Genomic DNA, 16,115 nt, shown 5'->3' on the forward strand with positions numbered 1-16,115 from the left:
CCAAGGACCTCGACGACGCACAACTCTACGTGTGCCTGCTCCGACACTCTCAACCGCTGCTGCCGATGCGATCTCCTCCTCGACTTCCCCAGCCTCCATCTGACCGCGGTACTGAAGGGCCACGCAGGCCTGGTGCTCGAGGTTGAGTCTGCGATCCAGTCACCGGCTGCCCCGGCTGCGGGGTCATCGCCACAGGTCACGGCCGGATCGTGACCTCGATGATCGACACGCCCTGGGCAGGGCGGCCGGTACGGATCCGGTGGCGCAAACGCCGCTGGATCTGTCGCGAGCCCCTCTGCGACGTCGCCACCGTCGTTGAGCAGAACCCGGAAGTCTGCGCTGCGCGAGGGCTGCTGAGCACGCGCGCGATCCGCTGGGCATCCGGACAGCTCCGCCGTGAGGGAGCAACGATCCAGGGCCTGGCCCGCCAGCTCGGGACAACCTGGAACACGCTGTGGTCCCAGGTCCGACCAGTCCTGATCGAGGCCGCGAACGACCCGTCCCACTTCGAGGGCGTGCAGGTCCTGGGCGTGGACGACTCCCCCGCGCGCTGTGCGGGGCAGGGGATGGCGTTCGTCCGGGTCCCGGAGGAGAAGTCGGTGAAGAATCGCCTGCACATCGACCTCGCTCCGCACACCTCTCAGGACCGCGATGAGGAGATCGCACGGCTCCTGCAGCTGGGGGCCGCGCATACGGATGTCGGGCAGACGGAGGCGGACGGGTGGACCGTCCTGCGAGACCCGGAGGGGAACGAATTCTGCGTGCTCTCCAGCCGTGATTCTTGACCGCTGCGGGGACAGCAGCTCATGAACACGCCAGACGTCCTCGAACGCGACTGCGTCATCGCAGGCGGAGGGCCTGCGGGGATGGTGCTGGGCTGCCTCCTGGCCCGCCGCGGCCTGAACGTCACCGTGCTGGAGAAGCACGCGGACTTCCTGCGCGACTTCCGGGGCGACACGATCCACCCCTCGACCATCACCGTGCTGCGCGACCTGGGTCTGGCCGAGAGGCTCCTCGACCTACCGCTGTCACGCGTTCCGACGATGGACGCGGTCGTCGACGGTTCGCGGTTCACGGCGGTCGACTTCTCCACTCTCCCCGGCCCGGACGACTTCCTTGTGTTCGCGCCGCAGTGGGACTTCCTCGACTTCCTGGCATCCGAGGGCGCGCGGCTGCCGGGATTCGACCTGCGGATGCGCACGGGGGCGCACGACCTGCTCCTGAAGGACCACAGCATCGTGGGTGTCCGTGCCTCGGACGACCAGGGGGAGGTCGAGATCCGTGCGACGCTCACCGTCGCCTCGGATGGGCGCACCTCCCTGCTGCGGCAGAAGGCGGAACTGGTCCCGGTCGAGACCGGCGTCCCGACCGATGTCCTGTGGTTCCGCCTGCCCAAGCCGCAGGACCCGCCGCCCACGACGCTGGGCTACGTGTCCGCGAAGGGGCTGGTGCTCACCCTCGAGCGAGGGGACTACTACCAGGCCGGCACTGTCATCCCGAAGGGGCGGTTCGCTCAGCTGCGGGCGCAGGGCCTCGACGCATTCCGCGCGCGGCTCGCCTCCGCCGCGCCGCCGCTGACCGGTGTCGTCGGTGCGCTGGAGGACTGGGATCAGATCAAGCTGCTGTCCGTCCAGCTGAACCACCTACCGCAGTGGCATCGGCCCGGCTTCATCGCGATCGGCGACGCCGTCCATGCGATGTCGCCCGTCTTCGGTGTGGGCGTCAACTACGCGATCCAGGACGCCGTCGCACTGTCCAACGCGATCGCTGACGACCTGGCCGGGGGCACCGTTCCAGAAGCCGTGCTCGCCCGGGTCCAGGCCCGCCGCGAGCGGCCGGTCCGCGCGATGCAGCGCATCCAGCGGTTCGCGCACCGAGGGCTGGGACGGGTGACGAGAGCTCGCGGCGACCGCTTCATGCCCCGGCCGATCGCGGCCGGCGCGGGCGTCCTGCAGCCTCTGATCCAGCGCACCCTGGCGCACCTGATCGGATACGGCTTCCTCCCCGAGCGTCCTGACCTCTGCGACGCAGTGGGGGAGCGGCCTGCGTGACCGGGCCGCCTACGGTCCCACCAGCGCAGAGAGGTTCGCCAAGGAGGACGTGAGTCCCGCGGCGTGGTCGCGGGCGCGGATGCCGGATGGGACGTTGCGGGCCACGACCTCGACGATCGTGCCCTCCTCGACAGGGTGAAGGCTCCACTCCATCTGCATCGTTCCGTGGAATGCCGCGTCATCGGATTCGAAGTCGATCTCGTGCACGACGCGTTCGCCCGGCACGATCTCCACGATCCGCGTCGTGGAGACATCGGAGTCTGCCGATGTCTTGCCCGGTGCATCGGATGCATCCTCGTAGGTGAGCACGAGGCGGTACGACCCGCCCTCGCGCATGTCGAACTCCTCGAACCTGCCGTGCATCCCGGCCGGCGGCAGCCACCGCTGCAGCGCCTCGCGCTGCGTCAGCGCCTCGAACACGCGGGCACTGTCGACGTGGACGAGGAGGCTGGCGCGGTCCGTTCTGCCCATGCGATCGACCCTATGTGGTGGAGCTCACCCCGGTCGAGACCCGCAGTATCCTCCTGACACGCAGCTGGCGCTTGCGGCCACGATCAGGTTCATCCGGCCCGGCGCCTGTCCTGCCCGGACGGCAATGAAGGACTGACCTAGGGTTCAGAACAGAAGAACTCATACATCTGCCGAACCACATCGAATCGAGGTTTCCGCGTGGCACTGGAAATGGGGCTCTGGCGCGCCGAGGGAGACAGACTGAGTCGGATCGTCCCGACTGCGATCGGGCTGGAGTCCCAACTCGAGAACTTCATCGAGTCAGACCCAGCGATCCTGGGCGAGCCCCTGCTCATCATCGGTCGTCAGGTCGCGACGGCGCATGGTGGGTACATCGATCTGCTGGCTCTCGACGAGACGGCGGCCGTGCATGTTATCGAGTTGAAGCGCGACAAGACACCCCGCGACGTGACGGCACAGACGCTGGACTACGGATCGTGGGTCTCCGAACTGGGTCGCGCCGACATCCAGGCGATCTTCGAGGCGCGCAATCCGGGCGCAGTACTGGAGGAGGCGTTCGCTGAGCGTTTCAACGACACTCTGCCGGAGGAGGTCAACGGCACGCAGACGTTCACGATCGTCGCCGCCACGGTCGACGCGGCGACCGAGCGCATCGTCCGGTTCCTGCATGAGGACTTCGGAGTGCCTATCAACGTCGTCTTCTTCCGCCACTTCGAGGACAACGGCGCCACGTACCTTGCTCGGTCCTGGCTGGTCGAACACGAGACGGCTCCCGCGTCGACCAAGGTGGCGGGGCAGTCCCGCACCCGTGAGATCTGGAACGGGCATGACTGGTACGTCGCCTTCGGAGAGGAGGCAGGCGAGCGCTCCTGGAACGATGCCCGGCGATACGGCTTCGTCTCCGGCGGCGGAGGCATGTGGTTCTCGCGGACGCTCAAGAATCTGCCGATCGGTGCTCGGGTCTTCGTCCACATCCCGAAGACTGGCTACGTGGGAGTCGGGACGGTCAGCGGCGAGGCCCGCCGTTTCGATGAGACGGAGGTCGAGCACGACGGCCGCGCAATGCGGTTGACCGATCTGCCCCTCGAAGGGCGCTACCGTCACGAGGGCGACGACGAGGACGACCGCGCCGAGTGGGCCGTGCCGGTCGACTGGATCCACACGGTGCAGCGCGAGCAGGCCTTCTGGAGAACCGGGATGTTCGCGAACCAGAACACGGCGACGCGCCTGCGGCAGAAGTTCACCATCGAGCAGGTGACCGAGGCCTTCCGCCTCAACGACTGAACCCGGCCCCGTTCGCCGTCACCCGCAGCCAGGACACTCACCCCGCCCGCACTCTGAGATCCCGGTCCGCCCATGTGACGCGCCTCACCCGGTATCGGTAGTGTCGGGTGCATGACACGAGCAGCGCAGATCCGCACCGCGACGAAGCGGCTGGACACCTTCCACTCCGCTTCCTACTTCGCGCCCGCCATGACGCAGGCACTCACCGACTCGGGTCTCCCGCTGGAGTCCCACTACCTGGCGCAGCGGTCCGCGCCGTTGGGCGTCGCCTCCCCAGAGCTGGTCGTCGCGACCTTTTTCAATTACGCGCCGGACTACGTCGAGCAGCAGATCCCGGCCTGCTGGGAGTCCGTGCGACCGGAGGACGCGACTGCGGCCCGACTGACCGGCGTGGAGAACCTGGCCCAGCAGCTCCTGGACTCCGACGGCCCCGCCGCGGTGGGCCTGGACTCCCAGGAGATCAGTGCGCTCGCCACCCGCATCGCCGAGGCCGTCCAACCGGTCCTCGACACGCAGCCCCTGAGCGGTCGCCCCCTCTACGCCGCACACGTCGCCGCACTGCGGGCCCACACGACCCCCGCCGCGAACCCGGCACTCCAGCCTCTGGTCGACCTGTGGCGATCGGTCACCCTGCTGCGCGAATGCCGCGGCGACGCGCACATCGGCGCGCTCGTGACGGTGGGACTGACCGGACTCGAGGCCGTCGTCCTCGACAGCGCGACCGGCAAGTCGTTCTACCCGTGGTCCATGCGGAAGACCCGCGGCTGGACGGAGGAGCAGTGGCGCGAAGCCGCACAGGCTCTGGCCGACCGCGGTCTGCTGACCGGCCCCGGTGACGACGCGCATCTGACGGACGCGGGCACTGCGCTCAAGGCGGAGGCCGAGGACCGCACCGACGCCGCCGTCGCGGCCTCGTGGGCGACGCTCGACGACGACCAGCTGGCCGCCCTGGCCGATGACGCGAAGATCATCGCGAAACTGGTCCTGAGCTCCGGTGCAATGCCCACCCGCATCTTCGGACACGGCAGCGACGCGAAGAAGAGCTGACGCAGCTTGGCCTCGCACGACAGCGGCCGGACGCCCCGTCACGGGACCGTCCGGCCGCCGCCCTGTGCCGAGTGGAGAAGGGCTTCTCAGCCCTCTGCCGTCGCGTACGCCTCGACGACCTGGGCCGCCAAGGTCTTCGCCTCGTCCGAGGACGGCTCCTCCCCGCGGAACACGGACTTCCGGTAGTACGCGAGTTCCCGGATCGAGTCCTGGATGTCGCCCAGTGCGCGGTGACCGCCGGTCTTCTCCGGTGACTGGAAGTAGGCGCGCGGGAACCAGCGGCGCGCCAGTTCCTTGATGGTCGACACGTCGAGGATTCGGTAGTGCAGATGGTCGACGATCTGCGGCATCTGCTTGACGAGGAACGTCTTGTCCGTGCCCACGGAGTTGCCGGCCAGTGGCGCCTTCCCGGATTCCGGCACGTGCTGCCGGATGTAGGCGAGCACCTGCTCCTGTGCCTCCTCGACGCTCATCCCGGCGTCCAGTTGCGTGATGAGGCCCGAGGCCGTGTGCATCTTCGTCACGAACTCGCCCATATTGTCCCGCGCCCGCTGCGAGGGTCGGATGACGACGTCGATGCCCTCATCCAGCGGGTTGAGGTCGAAGTCGGTCACGATCGCCGCGACCTCGACCAGTTCGTCGACCTCCAGTTCGAGGCCGGTCATCTCGCAGTCGATCCATACGATTCTGTCGTGAGCCATGGTGCGATCCTATGCGCACCTGCGGACACGGCACCTGCGCGGGGCGCGCCCGCCGGGCCGTCCGCACCACGACCGCGCCTGTCCCGATGGCACGCCCGGGCGTAGGGTGGCGCTCATGTCCCCACTCCGCGCCGACCGCGTGCCCGGCTGGCTGCGCGTCCTCCTGCCGGTCGTCCTCGTCCTCATCTGGCTGGCCGGCGCCGGTGTGGGCGGGCCCTACTTCGGCAAGGTCGACGAGGTCTCCTCGAACGACAGCACCGCCTACCTCCCCGAATCCGCGGAGGCCACCGTCGTCCAGGACCGCCAGGGCGATTTCTCCGAGGACGACGCGCTGCCCGCCGTCGTCGTCTTCGTCGCCCCGGACACCTTCACGGACACGCAGCTGGATGCCGTCGCCCAGGCCGTCGAGACCGCCGCGGACGCCGTCCCCGCCGTGCTGGACGGCGCGTCGCCGGCGATCCCCTCCGACGATGGCGTCGCCGCGCAGGCCTTCATCCCGCTGGACGCGGACGCGGACACCGCCGAGGCCGTCGTCGCCCTGGACGAGGCCCTCACCGCCGAGGTCCCGGCCGGCATCGACGCGCTCGTCACCGGGCCGGCCGGATTCTCCGCGGACCTGGCAGCCGCGTTCGCCGGCATCGACGGACTGCTGCTGATCGTCGCCCTGTCTGCGGTCTTCGTGATCCTCGTCCTCGTCTACCGCTCCGCCCTGCTGCCGTTCGCGGTGCTGGGCACCTCGATGTTCGCCCTGTGCGTGGCCCTGCTGACGGTGTGGTGGCTGGCGAAGGCCGGCGTCCTCCTGCTGTCAGGGCAGACGCAGGGCATCCTCTTCATCCTCGTGATCGGCGCGGCGACGGACTACGCACTCCTCGTGACCGCACGGTGCCGCGAGGCGCTCACCCGCACCCGTTCCGCCTGGGACGCGGTGGGCGAGGCCGTGCGCGGGTCGATCGAGCCGATCCTGGCCTCCGGCGGCACCGTCATCGCGGGCCTCCTCTGCCTCCTGCTGTCGGATCTCAAGTCGAACAGCTCGCTGGGACCCGTCGCCGCGATCGGCATCGTCTTCGCGATGCTCTCCGCCCTCACCTTCCTGCCGGCCGTCCTCGTCCTGCTGGGTCGCGTCGCGTTCTGGCCGCGCGTGCCGCACGCACCGACGGCGGGCTCCGCGGCGACCAGCTCCGCAGCGACCGGACCCCTGGGAGACCGCGCCGCGTCGCCGGGCTCCGTGTCGGGCGACTCGACCTCGGGAGCCTCCACCCGGTCCGCCGTCCGCCTCCTGGCCCGCCGCACCGCCGGCGGAAACCAGCCTGCCCGCGTCGCCCACCGCCCGCCGGACCTGGGGCGGGGAGTGTGGGCGGCCTCGGCGCGGTTCGTGAGCCGGCACTCGCGAGCGGTGTGGGTCGTGACCACCCTCGTCCTGCTGGCGGGCGCGGCCTTCGTGCCGCAGCTGCGGGCGGACGGGGTGCCGCAGTCGGACCTGGTGCTGGCGGAGTCGGACGCGCGCGAGGGCCAGGAGCGCCTGGGCGAGCACTTCCCGGCCGGCGCCGGCTCCCCGCTGGTGGTCCTCGTCGACGAATCGCAGATCCCCGAAGCGGCGGGAGTGCTGCACGAGGCCGCGGACGTCGACTCGGTGTCCGTGCGGGCCGCGGATGCCCCGGCGGGCACCCTCCCGCTCGATGCGGACGGCGAGGTCGATCAGCGCAGCAGCGCTCCCGGCGGCGCCGGCGACGGTGCTCCCGCGGATGCGGACGGCGGCGCAGCGGGCCCGCCGGCGGGAGCGGGAGGCCCCACGGCCTCGGCGGCGGAGCCCACCGTCTCCGACGGTCAGGTCCTGCTCGAGGCGACGCTGACGGTCGCGCCGGATTCGGATGCGGCGCAGCAGGCCGTGCGGGACGTGCGCGCAGAGCTGCACGCGGAGGCGCCCTCCGCCCGGGTGGGCGGCGTGAGCGCGACCGCGGTCGATACGAACGACACCGCGGTCCACGACCGGAACCTCATCATCCCGGTCATCCTCGCGGTCATCCTCCTCATCCTCATGCTCCTGCTGCGCTCCGTGCTGGCCCCGGTGCTGCTCATCCTCACGACGGTCCTGTCCTTCGGCACCGCGATGGGCGTGTCCGCGCTGGTCTTCAACCACGTGCTGGGCTTCCCGGGCGCGGACCCCGCGGTGCCGCTCTACGGGTTCGTGTTCCTCGTGGCACTGGGCATCGACTACAACATCTTCCTCATGACGCGCGTGCGGGAGGAGACGCTGCGGCACTCGACCCGCGACGGCGTGTTGCGCGGCCTCGTCGTGACGGGGGGCGTCATCACCTCCGCCGGCGTCGTGCTGGCGGCGACGTTCGCGGCGCTGGGCGTCATCCCCATCCTGTTCCTGGCGCAGCTGGCGTTCATCGTGGCCTTCGGCGTCCTGCTCGACACGTTCATCGTCCGCACGCTGCTGGTGCCGGCGCTCGTGTACGACATCGGACCGCGCGTGTGGTGGCCCGCGAAGCCGGACGGGACGCGTCCTGACCGTGCGGCAGCGGCGGTGGGGGACTGAGGCGGCCACTCATCCCGACGTGGCGGGGGACACGACCTGAGGGCGCGACGTGAGGAGACTGACCGGCGACTCAGTGCCCGGTGCGGGGCCGTTCGGTAGAATCGCTGTGTTTCGAGGGGAGCCGCTCCGTTCCCCGGCCGTCTGAGAAAGGACCCGCGTGCGCTACGTGCTGCCAGCCGTCATCATCGTGATCGGACTGATCACGGGGATGTTCGGCGTCCTGCAGAAGACGGTGTGGGCGCCGGACGACCAGCGGACCGCCACCGTGCAGCTGGACGAGCCCGGCCCCGTCGTCGTCATCGAGCCCGGCGTCCTCAACCTCTATCCCACCCCTGCGCAGCTGACCGCGACCGCGGCGGACCCGGCCCAGGAGATCACGATCTCCCGCACCACCAAGGAGAACGCGGATTCGTGGGTGGGCGCCTCGGACGTCACCCGGATCACCGGCCTGCAGGACGAGACGACCCTGGCCGCCCAGACGACCACCGGGGGAGAGGGCGCTCCGGAGGCCCCCGAGGCGGACACGACGGAGGGCGCGACGGAGGAGCCGGCTGAGGACGGCGAGGCCCAGGAGGGCGAGGAGGCCCAGGAGGCCGATCCGGAGGAGCTCGCGACCGTGCCGGCCCCCGGCGGCTCCGACCTGTGGGAGTCGACGGAGTCCGGTGAGGGCACCGTCACGCTCGACTTCGACGAGGACGCGCAGCGCACCGCGTTCGTCATCGGCACCGACGGCGAGGCCCCGGCCGCGCAGGAGATCTCCCTCACGTGGCCCAACGACACGTCGACCCCGTGGGCGCTCCCGCTCCTGCTGGTGGGCGGCGGCATCGTGCTGGTGGGCCTCATCATGGGCTTCTTCAGCCTCCGCACGCAGAAGCGCGAGGCGGAGCGCCGCCGTGCCCGCCAGGAGCGCCGCCGCAAGCTGGCGGAGACCGGCGCGGCCTTCGCGATCGTCCCCGTCATCGCCCTGGCCGGCTGCGCGCCGGAGGAGCTGCCCCAGGCGGAGCCCGCCCCCGCACCCACGGAGGCCGGCCCCGCCGTCACGGACGATCAGGTCACCGCGATCCTGGGCCGGATCGGCGAGTCCGTGGCAACCGCGGACGGAGACCTGGATGCGGACCAGCTGGAGAAGCGCGCCTCGGGTCCCGCCCTGGAGCAGCGGAAGGCCGCGTACAAGGTCAAGGACGCCTCCGACGACTTCACCCTGCCGCCGGCGATCGCGACGGACGAGGTCCTCGTGAACCACACCTCGGCGACGGACATGTGGCCGCGCGTCACCTCCGTCATCGCGACGGACGCGGACTCGGACACGACCCAGCTGTTGGTGCTGGCGCAGCAGGACGCGCGCGCGGACTACACCGTGTGGTCGCAGACCCTCCTGCAGCCGGGCGCGGAGATCCCGGAGGTCGCCGACCCCCGCGAGGGCTCCGAGCTGCTGGCCCCGGACGCGGAGGGCTTCCGCCTGCCGCCGGCCGAGGTCGCCGCCGCCTACGCGGACGTGCTGGCCAAGGGCGAGGACTCGGACAGCGCGGGCGCCTTCGAGGAGGACGCGTTCGTCAACCAGTCCCGCTCCAACCAGTCCTCCCAGCGCGAGGCGCTGGAGTCCGGCGGCGCCGAGGTGTCGTTCGACTTCCAGGGCGACGATGCGCAGGTGTCCGCGATGGCCGCCGCGGACGGCAGCGCGATCGTGACCGGCGTCGTCGAGACCGAATCGACGATCACCCCGGACAGCACCGAATCGACGACGGGCACCCTCACGATCCCATCGCCCGCCGCGGACGTGCTGGGCGAGACCGAGACGTCGGAGGAGCTGCACCAGACGAGTACGGTCGTGGTGACCTGGGTGGTCCCGGCCGGCGAGGACGACCCCATCCGCATGGTGGGCGTCAACGAGATCTTCACCGGCGCATCGCTGGGCGAGTGACACCTGCGCCGTCCGTCGTCCATCCGCCCGTCTGCTGAACCCGATACGAAGAGAGGTTCCCATGACCCAGTCACCGTACGATCCCGCCGCACAGCAGGATTCCGGTGCCCCGCAGGGCATCGACCTGTCCGCCGCGCGTTCGCACCCCGGACACGCCGAGGCCGCGGCCGGCTCTGCCGCGCAGCAGGCAACCGGCGGCCCCGCCGGTCAGCTGCCCCCGGACGCCGTCGCCGTGCCCGCTCTGGTCTTCGACGTCGACGAGGCGAGCTTCGAGGGCCTCGTCGCCCTGTCGAACGAGGTCCCCGTCATCGTCGACCTCTGGGCCGAGTGGTGCGGACCCTGCAAGCAGCTGAGCCCCGTCCTGGAGCGGGTCGTCGAGTCGTACGGCGGCAAGGTGGTGCTGGCGAAGATCGACGTCGACGCGAACCCGCGCCTCCAGCAGGCGTTCGGCGTCCAGTCGATCCCCACGATCGTCGCGCTGCTGGGCGGCCAGCCGGCGCCCCTGTTCCAGGGCGCGCAGCCGGAGCCGGCCATCCGCCAGGTGCTGGACCAGGTCGTGCAGGTCGCGGCCCAGCAGGGCATGACGAAGACCGCCGTGCCCGCGAACGGCACCGCGGAGCCCGCCGAGGCGCCGCCGGCGCACCCGGAGGCGCTCGAGGCGCTGGAGAAGGGCGACCTGGACGGAGCGGAGCAGCTCTACCGCGCCGCACTGGCGGAGGCGCCCGCGGACGCGGACGCGAAGCTGGGACTGGTCCGCGTCGAGATGCTCAAGCGCACCAGCGGACTGGACGCGACGGCCGTGCTGGCGGCCGCGAACGGCGACCCGAAGGACGTCGACGCCGCGCTGCAGGCGGCGGACGTCGAACTGGCGACCGGCGAGGTCGACGCCGCATTCTCACGCCTCCTCACCCTCCTGCCCACGACGGCCCCGGACGACAAGGAGCGGATCCGTCTGCGCCTGCTGGACCTGTTCGAGGTGGTGGGCGCCGAGGACCCGCGGGTCGTGAAGGCGCGCGGCCGACTCATGCGGGCGCTCTTCTGAGGCCACTGCGATGATCCGAGTGGCGATCGGCTCTCTGTGCTTCGCGGGCGCCGCAGTGCTGGGCGGGCTGTCCACCTCCGCGCTCATGTCCGTGGGCTCCGGCGAGGTGGCCCGCACCGACCCGTTCCCGGTGTCCGACGGCGCGTACGCGCTCGTCCTCGATGAGGCGATCGTGCCGTTCAAGGGGACGGAGGCGACGCTGACCGTCGAATCGGACACGGAGCTGTTCATCGGCACCGCGAACGGGGTCGACGTCGACGACTACCTCACCGGGGTCGCGCACGAGGAGATCACGGACGTCGACTTCCCGGACACCGCGATCCACCGCACGGTCGCCGGCGAGCCGGCCCCGGCCGCGGCCCCGGCCTCCCGCGACTGGTGGACCGCCCAGGACACGGGCACGACCGTCTCGCACACCTTCGACCTGGACGCGGACCCCCAGGTCATCGTCGTGACCGCGGCGGGCGAGGACGCGACCCTCGCGGATGCGCAGGCGACCGTCTCGATGGACGTCCGCATGGTCTTCGGCCTGGCCCTGCTGGGGTACGGCGGCGCCGTCGCACTGCTGGGCGTGGGTCTCTTCTACCTGCTGCGCTGGTGGTTCAGCCGCTACCGCCCCGCTCGCCGCAGGCCCGGCAGCGCGAGGAGCGTCCGATGAGCCGCACCCGTCTCCTGTCCGCAGCCGCGATGACGGCCTCCGCGGGCCTGCTGCTGAGCGCCTGCGCGGACATGCCGCAGCCCTCCCGCCCGGAGCTGACCCCCTACGAGCGTCCGGCCGTCCGCCAGGGCGAGGCGGCGGAGTTCCTCACGACGTATGCCTCGGAGCTCGACGCGGCCCTGGGCGAGGACCCGGAGGCGCTCGAGCCGCTCCAGGCGAACCCGCTGCTGGAGCGGACGTCGGCGGAGATGCGCATCGCCCAAGCGACGGACCGCAGCCTGGGCGCCGTGGGCTACACGGACGTCGTGGCCGGCGGTCCCGTCGTGGACGGCTACCCGCTCTGGTACATGGCCTTCGCGACTCCGGACCAGGCGCCGCCGTCGGCCGACGAGGACGCCGCCCCCGCGGACGAGGTCCAGGCCATGCTGGTGCGCCGCGCCTCCGCCGCCGAGGACTGGAAGGTCGTCGAGTCGATCTTCGTCCCCGCGGACGCGCAGCCCACGATCCTCGCCGACGAGTCCGGTGCCGTCTCAACGGCACCGGAGGCGCACACCGAGGCCGCGGCCCGGGTGACGGAGCAGGCGGCGGAATACCTGCAGACGGGGGAGGTCCCGGACGGGGCGCCCGCGTTCCCGGATGCCGGCTTCCAGGACTTCCGCGACTACATCGACGAGCTGGGCGCCGAGGACACCGGCTTCTCCGACGTGGGTGCGGAGTGCGCGCCGGACACGGAGGCCGGTGTGGCCGACTACGCGCTGGCGACCGAGGGCGGCGGGGTGAGCTTCGCAGAAGTCCGCTGCACCATCACCGTGAATGTGCCGGAGTCCTACTACGTGGATCTGGGCGAGGACATCGACGCCGTCATGTCGACCGACGACGAGGGCAGCACGATCACGATCACGGTGGGCCAGCCGCTGCTGGCGACGACGCAGGGCGAGGAGATCTCCGTCTACTCGCCCGGCTGGTTCATGCTCGAATCGGCGACCTCCGGTCAGGCCGCGGAGGACTCCGGGGACTCCGGCGACGCCGAGGGCTGATCCGCGGATCCCGCAGGCCCCACGCGGCGCTGGATCCGCCGCAGCCACCACAGCCCGATGAACGGCAGCACGAGGGGCACGAACCCGTAGCCCACCCCGAACTTCGACCACACGCTGTCGTGGGCGAAGAGTTCCGGGTGCGTGTAGCTGAGCGCGCCCACGATGAGCACACCCGCGGCCTCGAACACGCAGGCGGCGACGGCGATGTGGTGGGAGACGCGGTTGCCGATCACCAGGCAGACGGTCGCGAGGATGTACACGAGCGCGGACAGGGCGGAGAGCGTGTAGGCGAACGGCGCCTCGTCGAACTTCAGCAGCAGCTGGTAGGACACACGCCCGATCGCGGCGAACGCGAGGATGCCGTACACGGCGGTGAGCATCCGGCCGGGACCGGTGTGGACCGCGGAATAGGGGGAGCGGGAGGCCCGCTCCGCGGACCGCTGCGCACGGGCGGCGGCCCGCTCCTCACGTGTGTACCGCTGTGTCGCCACTGCCTGCTCCTCCTCGTCCTGCTCCCGTGCCGCCGCGTCCCGCGGTCAGAGCCAGATCTGGTCCATCCGCACGATCATGACGGCCACCGTCGCGGCACCGGCGGCCAGGACCGCGGGCCCCCAGCGGGTGAGTTCCGCGTACGCCCACGCCCCGGTCAGCGGCACGACCAGCAGGGCGGTGAGGAGATAGCCGAAGAACAGGATCCCGTCCGTGTCCGGCGACTGCCCCCACACGACGATCGAGACGACCATCTGCACCAGCAGGAGCACCAGCAGGACGGCGGTCCCCACGAGGGTGACGCGCCCGGCGGCCCGATTGCGCAGGGCGAGGATCAGCGACACCGCTGCCAGCAGCAGCGAGTAGCCGATGAGCACGATCGTGAGTTCCTGGATCACCCCAGCAGTCTACGGCGGGCGGGGTCGCCGTCCGCCGCGGGGCGGGCCGCGTGCCGGGCCTCTTCGGTAGAATCCTGTGCTATGCGCGCCTACTTCGACCACGCGGCCACTTCGCCCCTGACGGACGAGGTGCTGGGGACCTACACGGACGAGCTGCGCCGGATCGGCAACGCCTCCTCCCAGCACGCGGAGGGTCAGGCCGCCCGGGTGCGGCTGGAGTCCGCCCGCCGGCGACTGGCGCAGGCGGTCGGGGCGGAGCCCGCCCAGGTCGTGTTCACCTCGGGTGGGACGGAGGCGGACAACCTGGCGGTCAAGGGCATCCACGCCGCCCGTCTGGCGCAGGACCCGCGGCGCACGCGCGTGCTCGTCTCCACGATCGAGCACCACGCGATCCTCGAATCGGCGGAGCACCTCGAGTCACGGGGTGCGACGATCGAGTGGCTGGAGGTCGACCGGGCCGGCCGTGTCGATCCGCAGGTCGTCGCGGACGTCATCGCCCGGGACCCGGAAACCGTGAGCCTCGTGTCCGTCATGCTCGCGAACAATGAGATCGGCACCGTGCAGCCGATCGCGCGCATCGCGCAGATCGCGCACGCCCACGACATCCCCGTCCACACGGATGCGGTGCAGGCGCTGGGGCAGGTGCCCGTCGACTTCGCGACCCTGGGCGTCGACGCGCTCAGCATCACCGCGCACAAGGTGGGCGGCCCCGTGGGGGTGGGAGCGCTGGTGCTCAGCCGGACGCTCGCGCCCGTCCCGGTCCTGCACGGCGGGGGACAGGAGCGCAGCGTGCGCTCGGGCACCCTCGACGTCGCCGGTGCCGCGGCGTTCGCGCACGCGGCGGAGCGCGCGACCGCGCGCCTGACGGACGGCACGACCGCCCGGATGGCCGCCCTGCGCGACCGGCTGGCCGCGGGACTGCTCGACACCGTCCCGGACGCGGTCCTCACCGGTGGCGATCTGGACGGGGACATCGATGGCCTGCCCGCGCGCCTGCCGGGCAACGTGCACGTGGTCCTGCCCGGCTGCGAGGGCGCTTCGCTCCTGTTCCTGCTGGACGCCGCGGGCTTCGCGACATCGACGGGATCGGCCTGCCAGGCGGGCGTCGCCCGCCCGTCGCACGTGCTGCTGGCCTGCGGGTTCGACGAGGAGCAGTCGCGGTCCGCGCAGCGCTTCACGCTGGGTCCGGAGACCACGCAGCAGCAGGTCGACGCCCTGCTGGCCGCGCTGCCGGAGGCGGTCGAGCGCTCCCGGCAGGCCGGTCTCGTGGGTGCAGGGGGTGCGCGATGAAGGTGCTGGCCGCCATGTCCGGCGGGGTCGACTCCGCCGTCGCCGCCGCACGCGCAGTGGACGCCGGCCACGAGGTCGTGGGCGTCCACCTGGCACTCTCGCGCATGCCCGGCACCCTGCGCACGGGCTCGCGCGGCTGCTGCACGATCGAGGACTCTCGCGACGCGCACATGGTCGCGGGCCTCCTGGGCATCCCGTTCTACGTGTGGGACTTCTCCGAGCGGTTCAAGGAGGACGTCGTCGACGACTTCATCGCGGAATACGCGAACGGCCGCACCCCCAACCCGTGCATGCGCTGCAACGAGAAGATCAAGTTCGCGGCCCTCCTGGACCGCGCGATCGCGCTGGGCTTCGACGCGGTGGCGACGGGCCACTACGCGGAGATCCGCCCGTCTGCGGAGGGCACGCCGGAGCTGCACCGCGGCGCGGACCTCAACAAGGACCAGAGCTATGTGCTGGGCGTGCTGACGCCGGACCAGCTGGACCACTGCCTCTTCCCCATCGGGGCGTCCGCGTCGAAGGCGGACGTGCGCGCGGAGGCGACCCGTCGCGGCTTCCCCGTGGCGGACAAGCCGGACTCGTACGACATCTGCTTCATCCCGGACGGCGACACGAAGGCGTGGCTGAGCGACAAGATCCCCATGCGGCCGGGCCTCATCCAGGATGAGGCGGGTGAGGCGCTGGGCGAGCACGACGGTGCGATGACCTTCACGGTGGGCCAGCGCAAGGGGCTGCGCATCGAGCGGCCCGCCGCAGACGGTCGCCCCCGCTACGTGCTGGGGGTCGACCCGCAGGAGAACACCGTGACGGTGGGTCCGCAGGAGGCGCTCGCCGTCGACGAGCTCGAGGGCATCCGCACGACGTGGGCCGGTCCCGCACCGGCGGACATGGGCCGGTCGGAGGAGGCCGGCATCGACTGCGAGGTCCAGATCCGCGCCCATTCCGACCCGGTCCCGGCCCGTGCCTGGCTGGGCGAGGTGCGCACGGAGGTCCCCGCCGCGGAAGCCGCTCCCCTGGGACCTGTCGTCCCCCGTCCGCGGCCGGCGGGCCAGGTCCTGCGGGTGGCCGTCGAGGAGCCCCTGCACGGGGTCGCTCCGGGCCAGACGATGGTCATCTACCGCGGCACCCGTGTGCTGGGGCAGGCGACGATCGACGTCTCGCGCAGTCGCGCCCGCGCCTCATGA

The 16,115-nt window shown here is 71.4% G+C and carries 14 protein-coding genes and 1 pseudogene; 11 read left to right on the forward strand and 4 right to left on the reverse strand.

Annotation, left to right across the window (positions count from 1 at the left end; translation table 11 throughout):
* Positions 1-482 precede the first annotated feature (482 nt).
* Positions 483-785 (forward strand): annotated as a pseudogene (locus tag HGBR_RS20955) (VOC family protein); the annotation flags it as partial.
* 21 nt (positions 786-806) lie between these two features.
* Positions 807-2,051, forward strand: a complete 1,245-nt coding sequence (locus tag HGBR_RS15365; RefSeq protein WP_026077649.1) for an FAD-dependent oxidoreductase — start codon at positions 807-809, stop codon at positions 2,049-2,051.
* 9 nt (positions 2,052-2,060) lie between these two features.
* Here HGBR_RS15365 and HGBR_RS15370 read toward each other — a convergent pair whose 3' ends face one another.
* Complete coding sequence (locus tag HGBR_RS15370) at positions 2,061-2,522, reverse strand: SRPBCC domain-containing protein (RefSeq protein WP_019160236.1); 462 nt, start codon at positions 2,520-2,522, stop codon at positions 2,061-2,063.
* A gap of 198 nt (positions 2,523-2,720) precedes the next feature.
* On the opposite strand from HGBR_RS15370, the gene HGBR_RS15375 reads away from it, so the two are divergent.
* Together HGBR_RS15375 and HGBR_RS15380 are read left to right on the forward strand one after the other, a co-directional pair.
* Positions 2,721-3,806, forward strand: a complete 1,086-nt coding sequence (locus HGBR_RS15375) for a PDDEXK family nuclease (protein ID WP_019160237.1) — start codon at positions 2,721-2,723, stop codon at positions 3,804-3,806.
* Positions 3,807-3,917: 111 nt separating this feature from the next.
* On the forward strand, positions 3,918-4,853 hold the full coding sequence (locus HGBR_RS15380; protein ID WP_019160238.1) for an SCO6745 family protein: 936 nt from the start codon (positions 3,918-3,920) through the stop codon (positions 4,851-4,853).
* An 86-nt stretch (positions 4,854-4,939) separates the two neighbouring features.
* On the opposite strand, the gene orn is transcribed toward HGBR_RS15380, so the two are convergent.
* Positions 4,940-5,554, reverse strand: a complete 615-nt coding sequence (gene orn / locus HGBR_RS15385) for an oligoribonuclease (RefSeq protein WP_040365260.1) — start codon at positions 5,552-5,554, stop codon at positions 4,940-4,942.
* Positions 5,555-5,669: 115 nt separating this feature from the next.
* Between orn and HGBR_RS20960 the strand changes: the two genes are divergently transcribed.
* The 5 genes from HGBR_RS20960 (at position 5,670) to HGBR_RS15410 (ending at position 12,754) form a co-directional block, all read left to right on the forward strand.
* Positions 5,670-8,096, forward strand: coding sequence for an MMPL family transporter (locus tag HGBR_RS20960; protein ID WP_019160240.1), 2,427 nt, complete (start codon positions 5,670-5,672; stop codon positions 8,094-8,096).
* Positions 8,097-8,253: 157 nt separating this feature from the next.
* Positions 8,254-10,017, forward strand: a complete 1,764-nt coding sequence (locus HGBR_RS15395; RefSeq protein WP_019160241.1) for a DUF8094 domain-containing protein — start codon at positions 8,254-8,256, stop codon at positions 10,015-10,017.
* A gap of 61 nt (positions 10,018-10,078) precedes the next feature.
* On the forward strand, positions 10,079-11,059 hold the full coding sequence (locus HGBR_RS15400) for a tetratricopeptide repeat protein (RefSeq protein ID WP_019160242.1): 981 nt from the start codon (positions 10,079-10,081) through the stop codon (positions 11,057-11,059).
* A gap of 19 nt (positions 11,060-11,078) precedes the next feature.
* Positions 11,079-11,717 (forward strand): hypothetical protein, encoded by a 639-nt coding sequence (locus tag HGBR_RS15405; RefSeq protein WP_019160243.1) that lies wholly within the window; start codon positions 11,079-11,081, stop codon positions 11,715-11,717.
* The gene (locus HGBR_RS15410) at positions 11,714-12,754 is read left to right on the forward strand and encodes a DUF8094 domain-containing protein (protein WP_019160244.1); all 1,041 of its coding nucleotides are present in this window, start codon (positions 11,714-11,716) and stop codon (positions 12,752-12,754) included. The genes HGBR_RS15405 and HGBR_RS15410 overlap by 4 nt, the downstream gene beginning before the upstream one ends.
* Here HGBR_RS15410 and HGBR_RS15415 read toward each other — a convergent pair.
* Both HGBR_RS15415 and HGBR_RS15420 read right to left on the reverse strand, forming a co-directional pair.
* Positions 12,709-13,245, reverse strand: coding sequence for a hypothetical protein (locus HGBR_RS15415; RefSeq protein WP_019160245.1), 537 nt, complete (start codon positions 13,243-13,245; stop codon positions 12,709-12,711). The two genes, HGBR_RS15410 and HGBR_RS15415, sit on opposite strands and share 46 nt — an antisense overlap.
* A 45-nt stretch (positions 13,246-13,290) precedes the next feature.
* Entirely contained in the window at positions 13,291-13,641 is a 351-nt protein-coding gene (locus tag HGBR_RS15420) for a hypothetical protein (protein WP_019160246.1), read from the reverse strand.
* 81 nt (positions 13,642-13,722) lie between these two features.
* Between HGBR_RS15420 and HGBR_RS15425 the strand changes: the two genes are divergently transcribed.
* Entirely contained in the window at positions 13,723-14,931 is a 1,209-nt protein-coding gene (locus HGBR_RS15425; protein ID WP_019160247.1) for a cysteine desulfurase family protein, read from the forward strand.
* Positions 14,928-16,115: a tRNA 2-thiouridine(34) synthase MnmA gene (gene mnmA, locus HGBR_RS15430; protein WP_019160248.1), complete on the forward strand. Its 1,188-nt coding sequence runs from the start codon at positions 14,928-14,930 to the stop codon at positions 16,113-16,115. Before HGBR_RS15425 ends, mnmA begins: the two co-directional genes overlap by 4 nt.

Source organism: Brevibacterium senegalense (assembly GCF_000285835.1).
Classification (GTDB): Bacteria; Actinomycetota; Actinomycetes; order Actinomycetales; family Brevibacteriaceae; genus Brevibacterium; species Brevibacterium senegalense.

What these genes read in the sequence shown, in the direction of transcription:
- HGBR_RS15365 (WP_026077649.1), top strand. Translation starts at nt 807, where the DNA reads ATGAACACGCCAGACGTCCTCGAACGCGACTGCGTCATCGCAGGCGGA.
- HGBR_RS15370 (WP_019160236.1), bottom strand. Translation starts at nt 2,522, where the DNA reads ATGGGCAGAACGGACCGCGCCAGCCTCCTCGTCCACGTCGACAGTGCC.
- HGBR_RS15380 (WP_019160238.1), top strand. Translation starts at nt 3,918, where the DNA reads ATGACACGAGCAGCGCAGATCCGCACCGCGACGAAGCGGCTGGACACC.
- orn (WP_040365260.1), bottom strand. Translation starts at nt 5,554, where the DNA reads ATGGCTCACGACAGAATCGTATGGATCGACTGCGAGATGACCGGCCTC.
- HGBR_RS20960 (WP_019160240.1), top strand. Translation starts at nt 5,670, where the DNA reads ATGTCCCCACTCCGCGCCGACCGCGTGCCCGGCTGGCTGCGCGTCCTC.
- HGBR_RS15400 (WP_019160242.1), top strand. Translation starts at nt 10,079, where the DNA reads ATGACCCAGTCACCGTACGATCCCGCCGCACAGCAGGATTCCGGTGCC.
- HGBR_RS15410 (WP_019160244.1), top strand. Translation starts at nt 11,714, where the DNA reads ATGAGCCGCACCCGTCTCCTGTCCGCAGCCGCGATGACGGCCTCCGCG.
- HGBR_RS15425 (WP_019160247.1), top strand. Translation starts at nt 13,723, where the DNA reads ATGCGCGCCTACTTCGACCACGCGGCCACTTCGCCCCTGACGGACGAG.
- mnmA (WP_019160248.1), top strand. Translation starts at nt 14,928, where the DNA reads ATGAAGGTGCTGGCCGCCATGTCCGGCGGGGTCGACTCCGCCGTCGCC.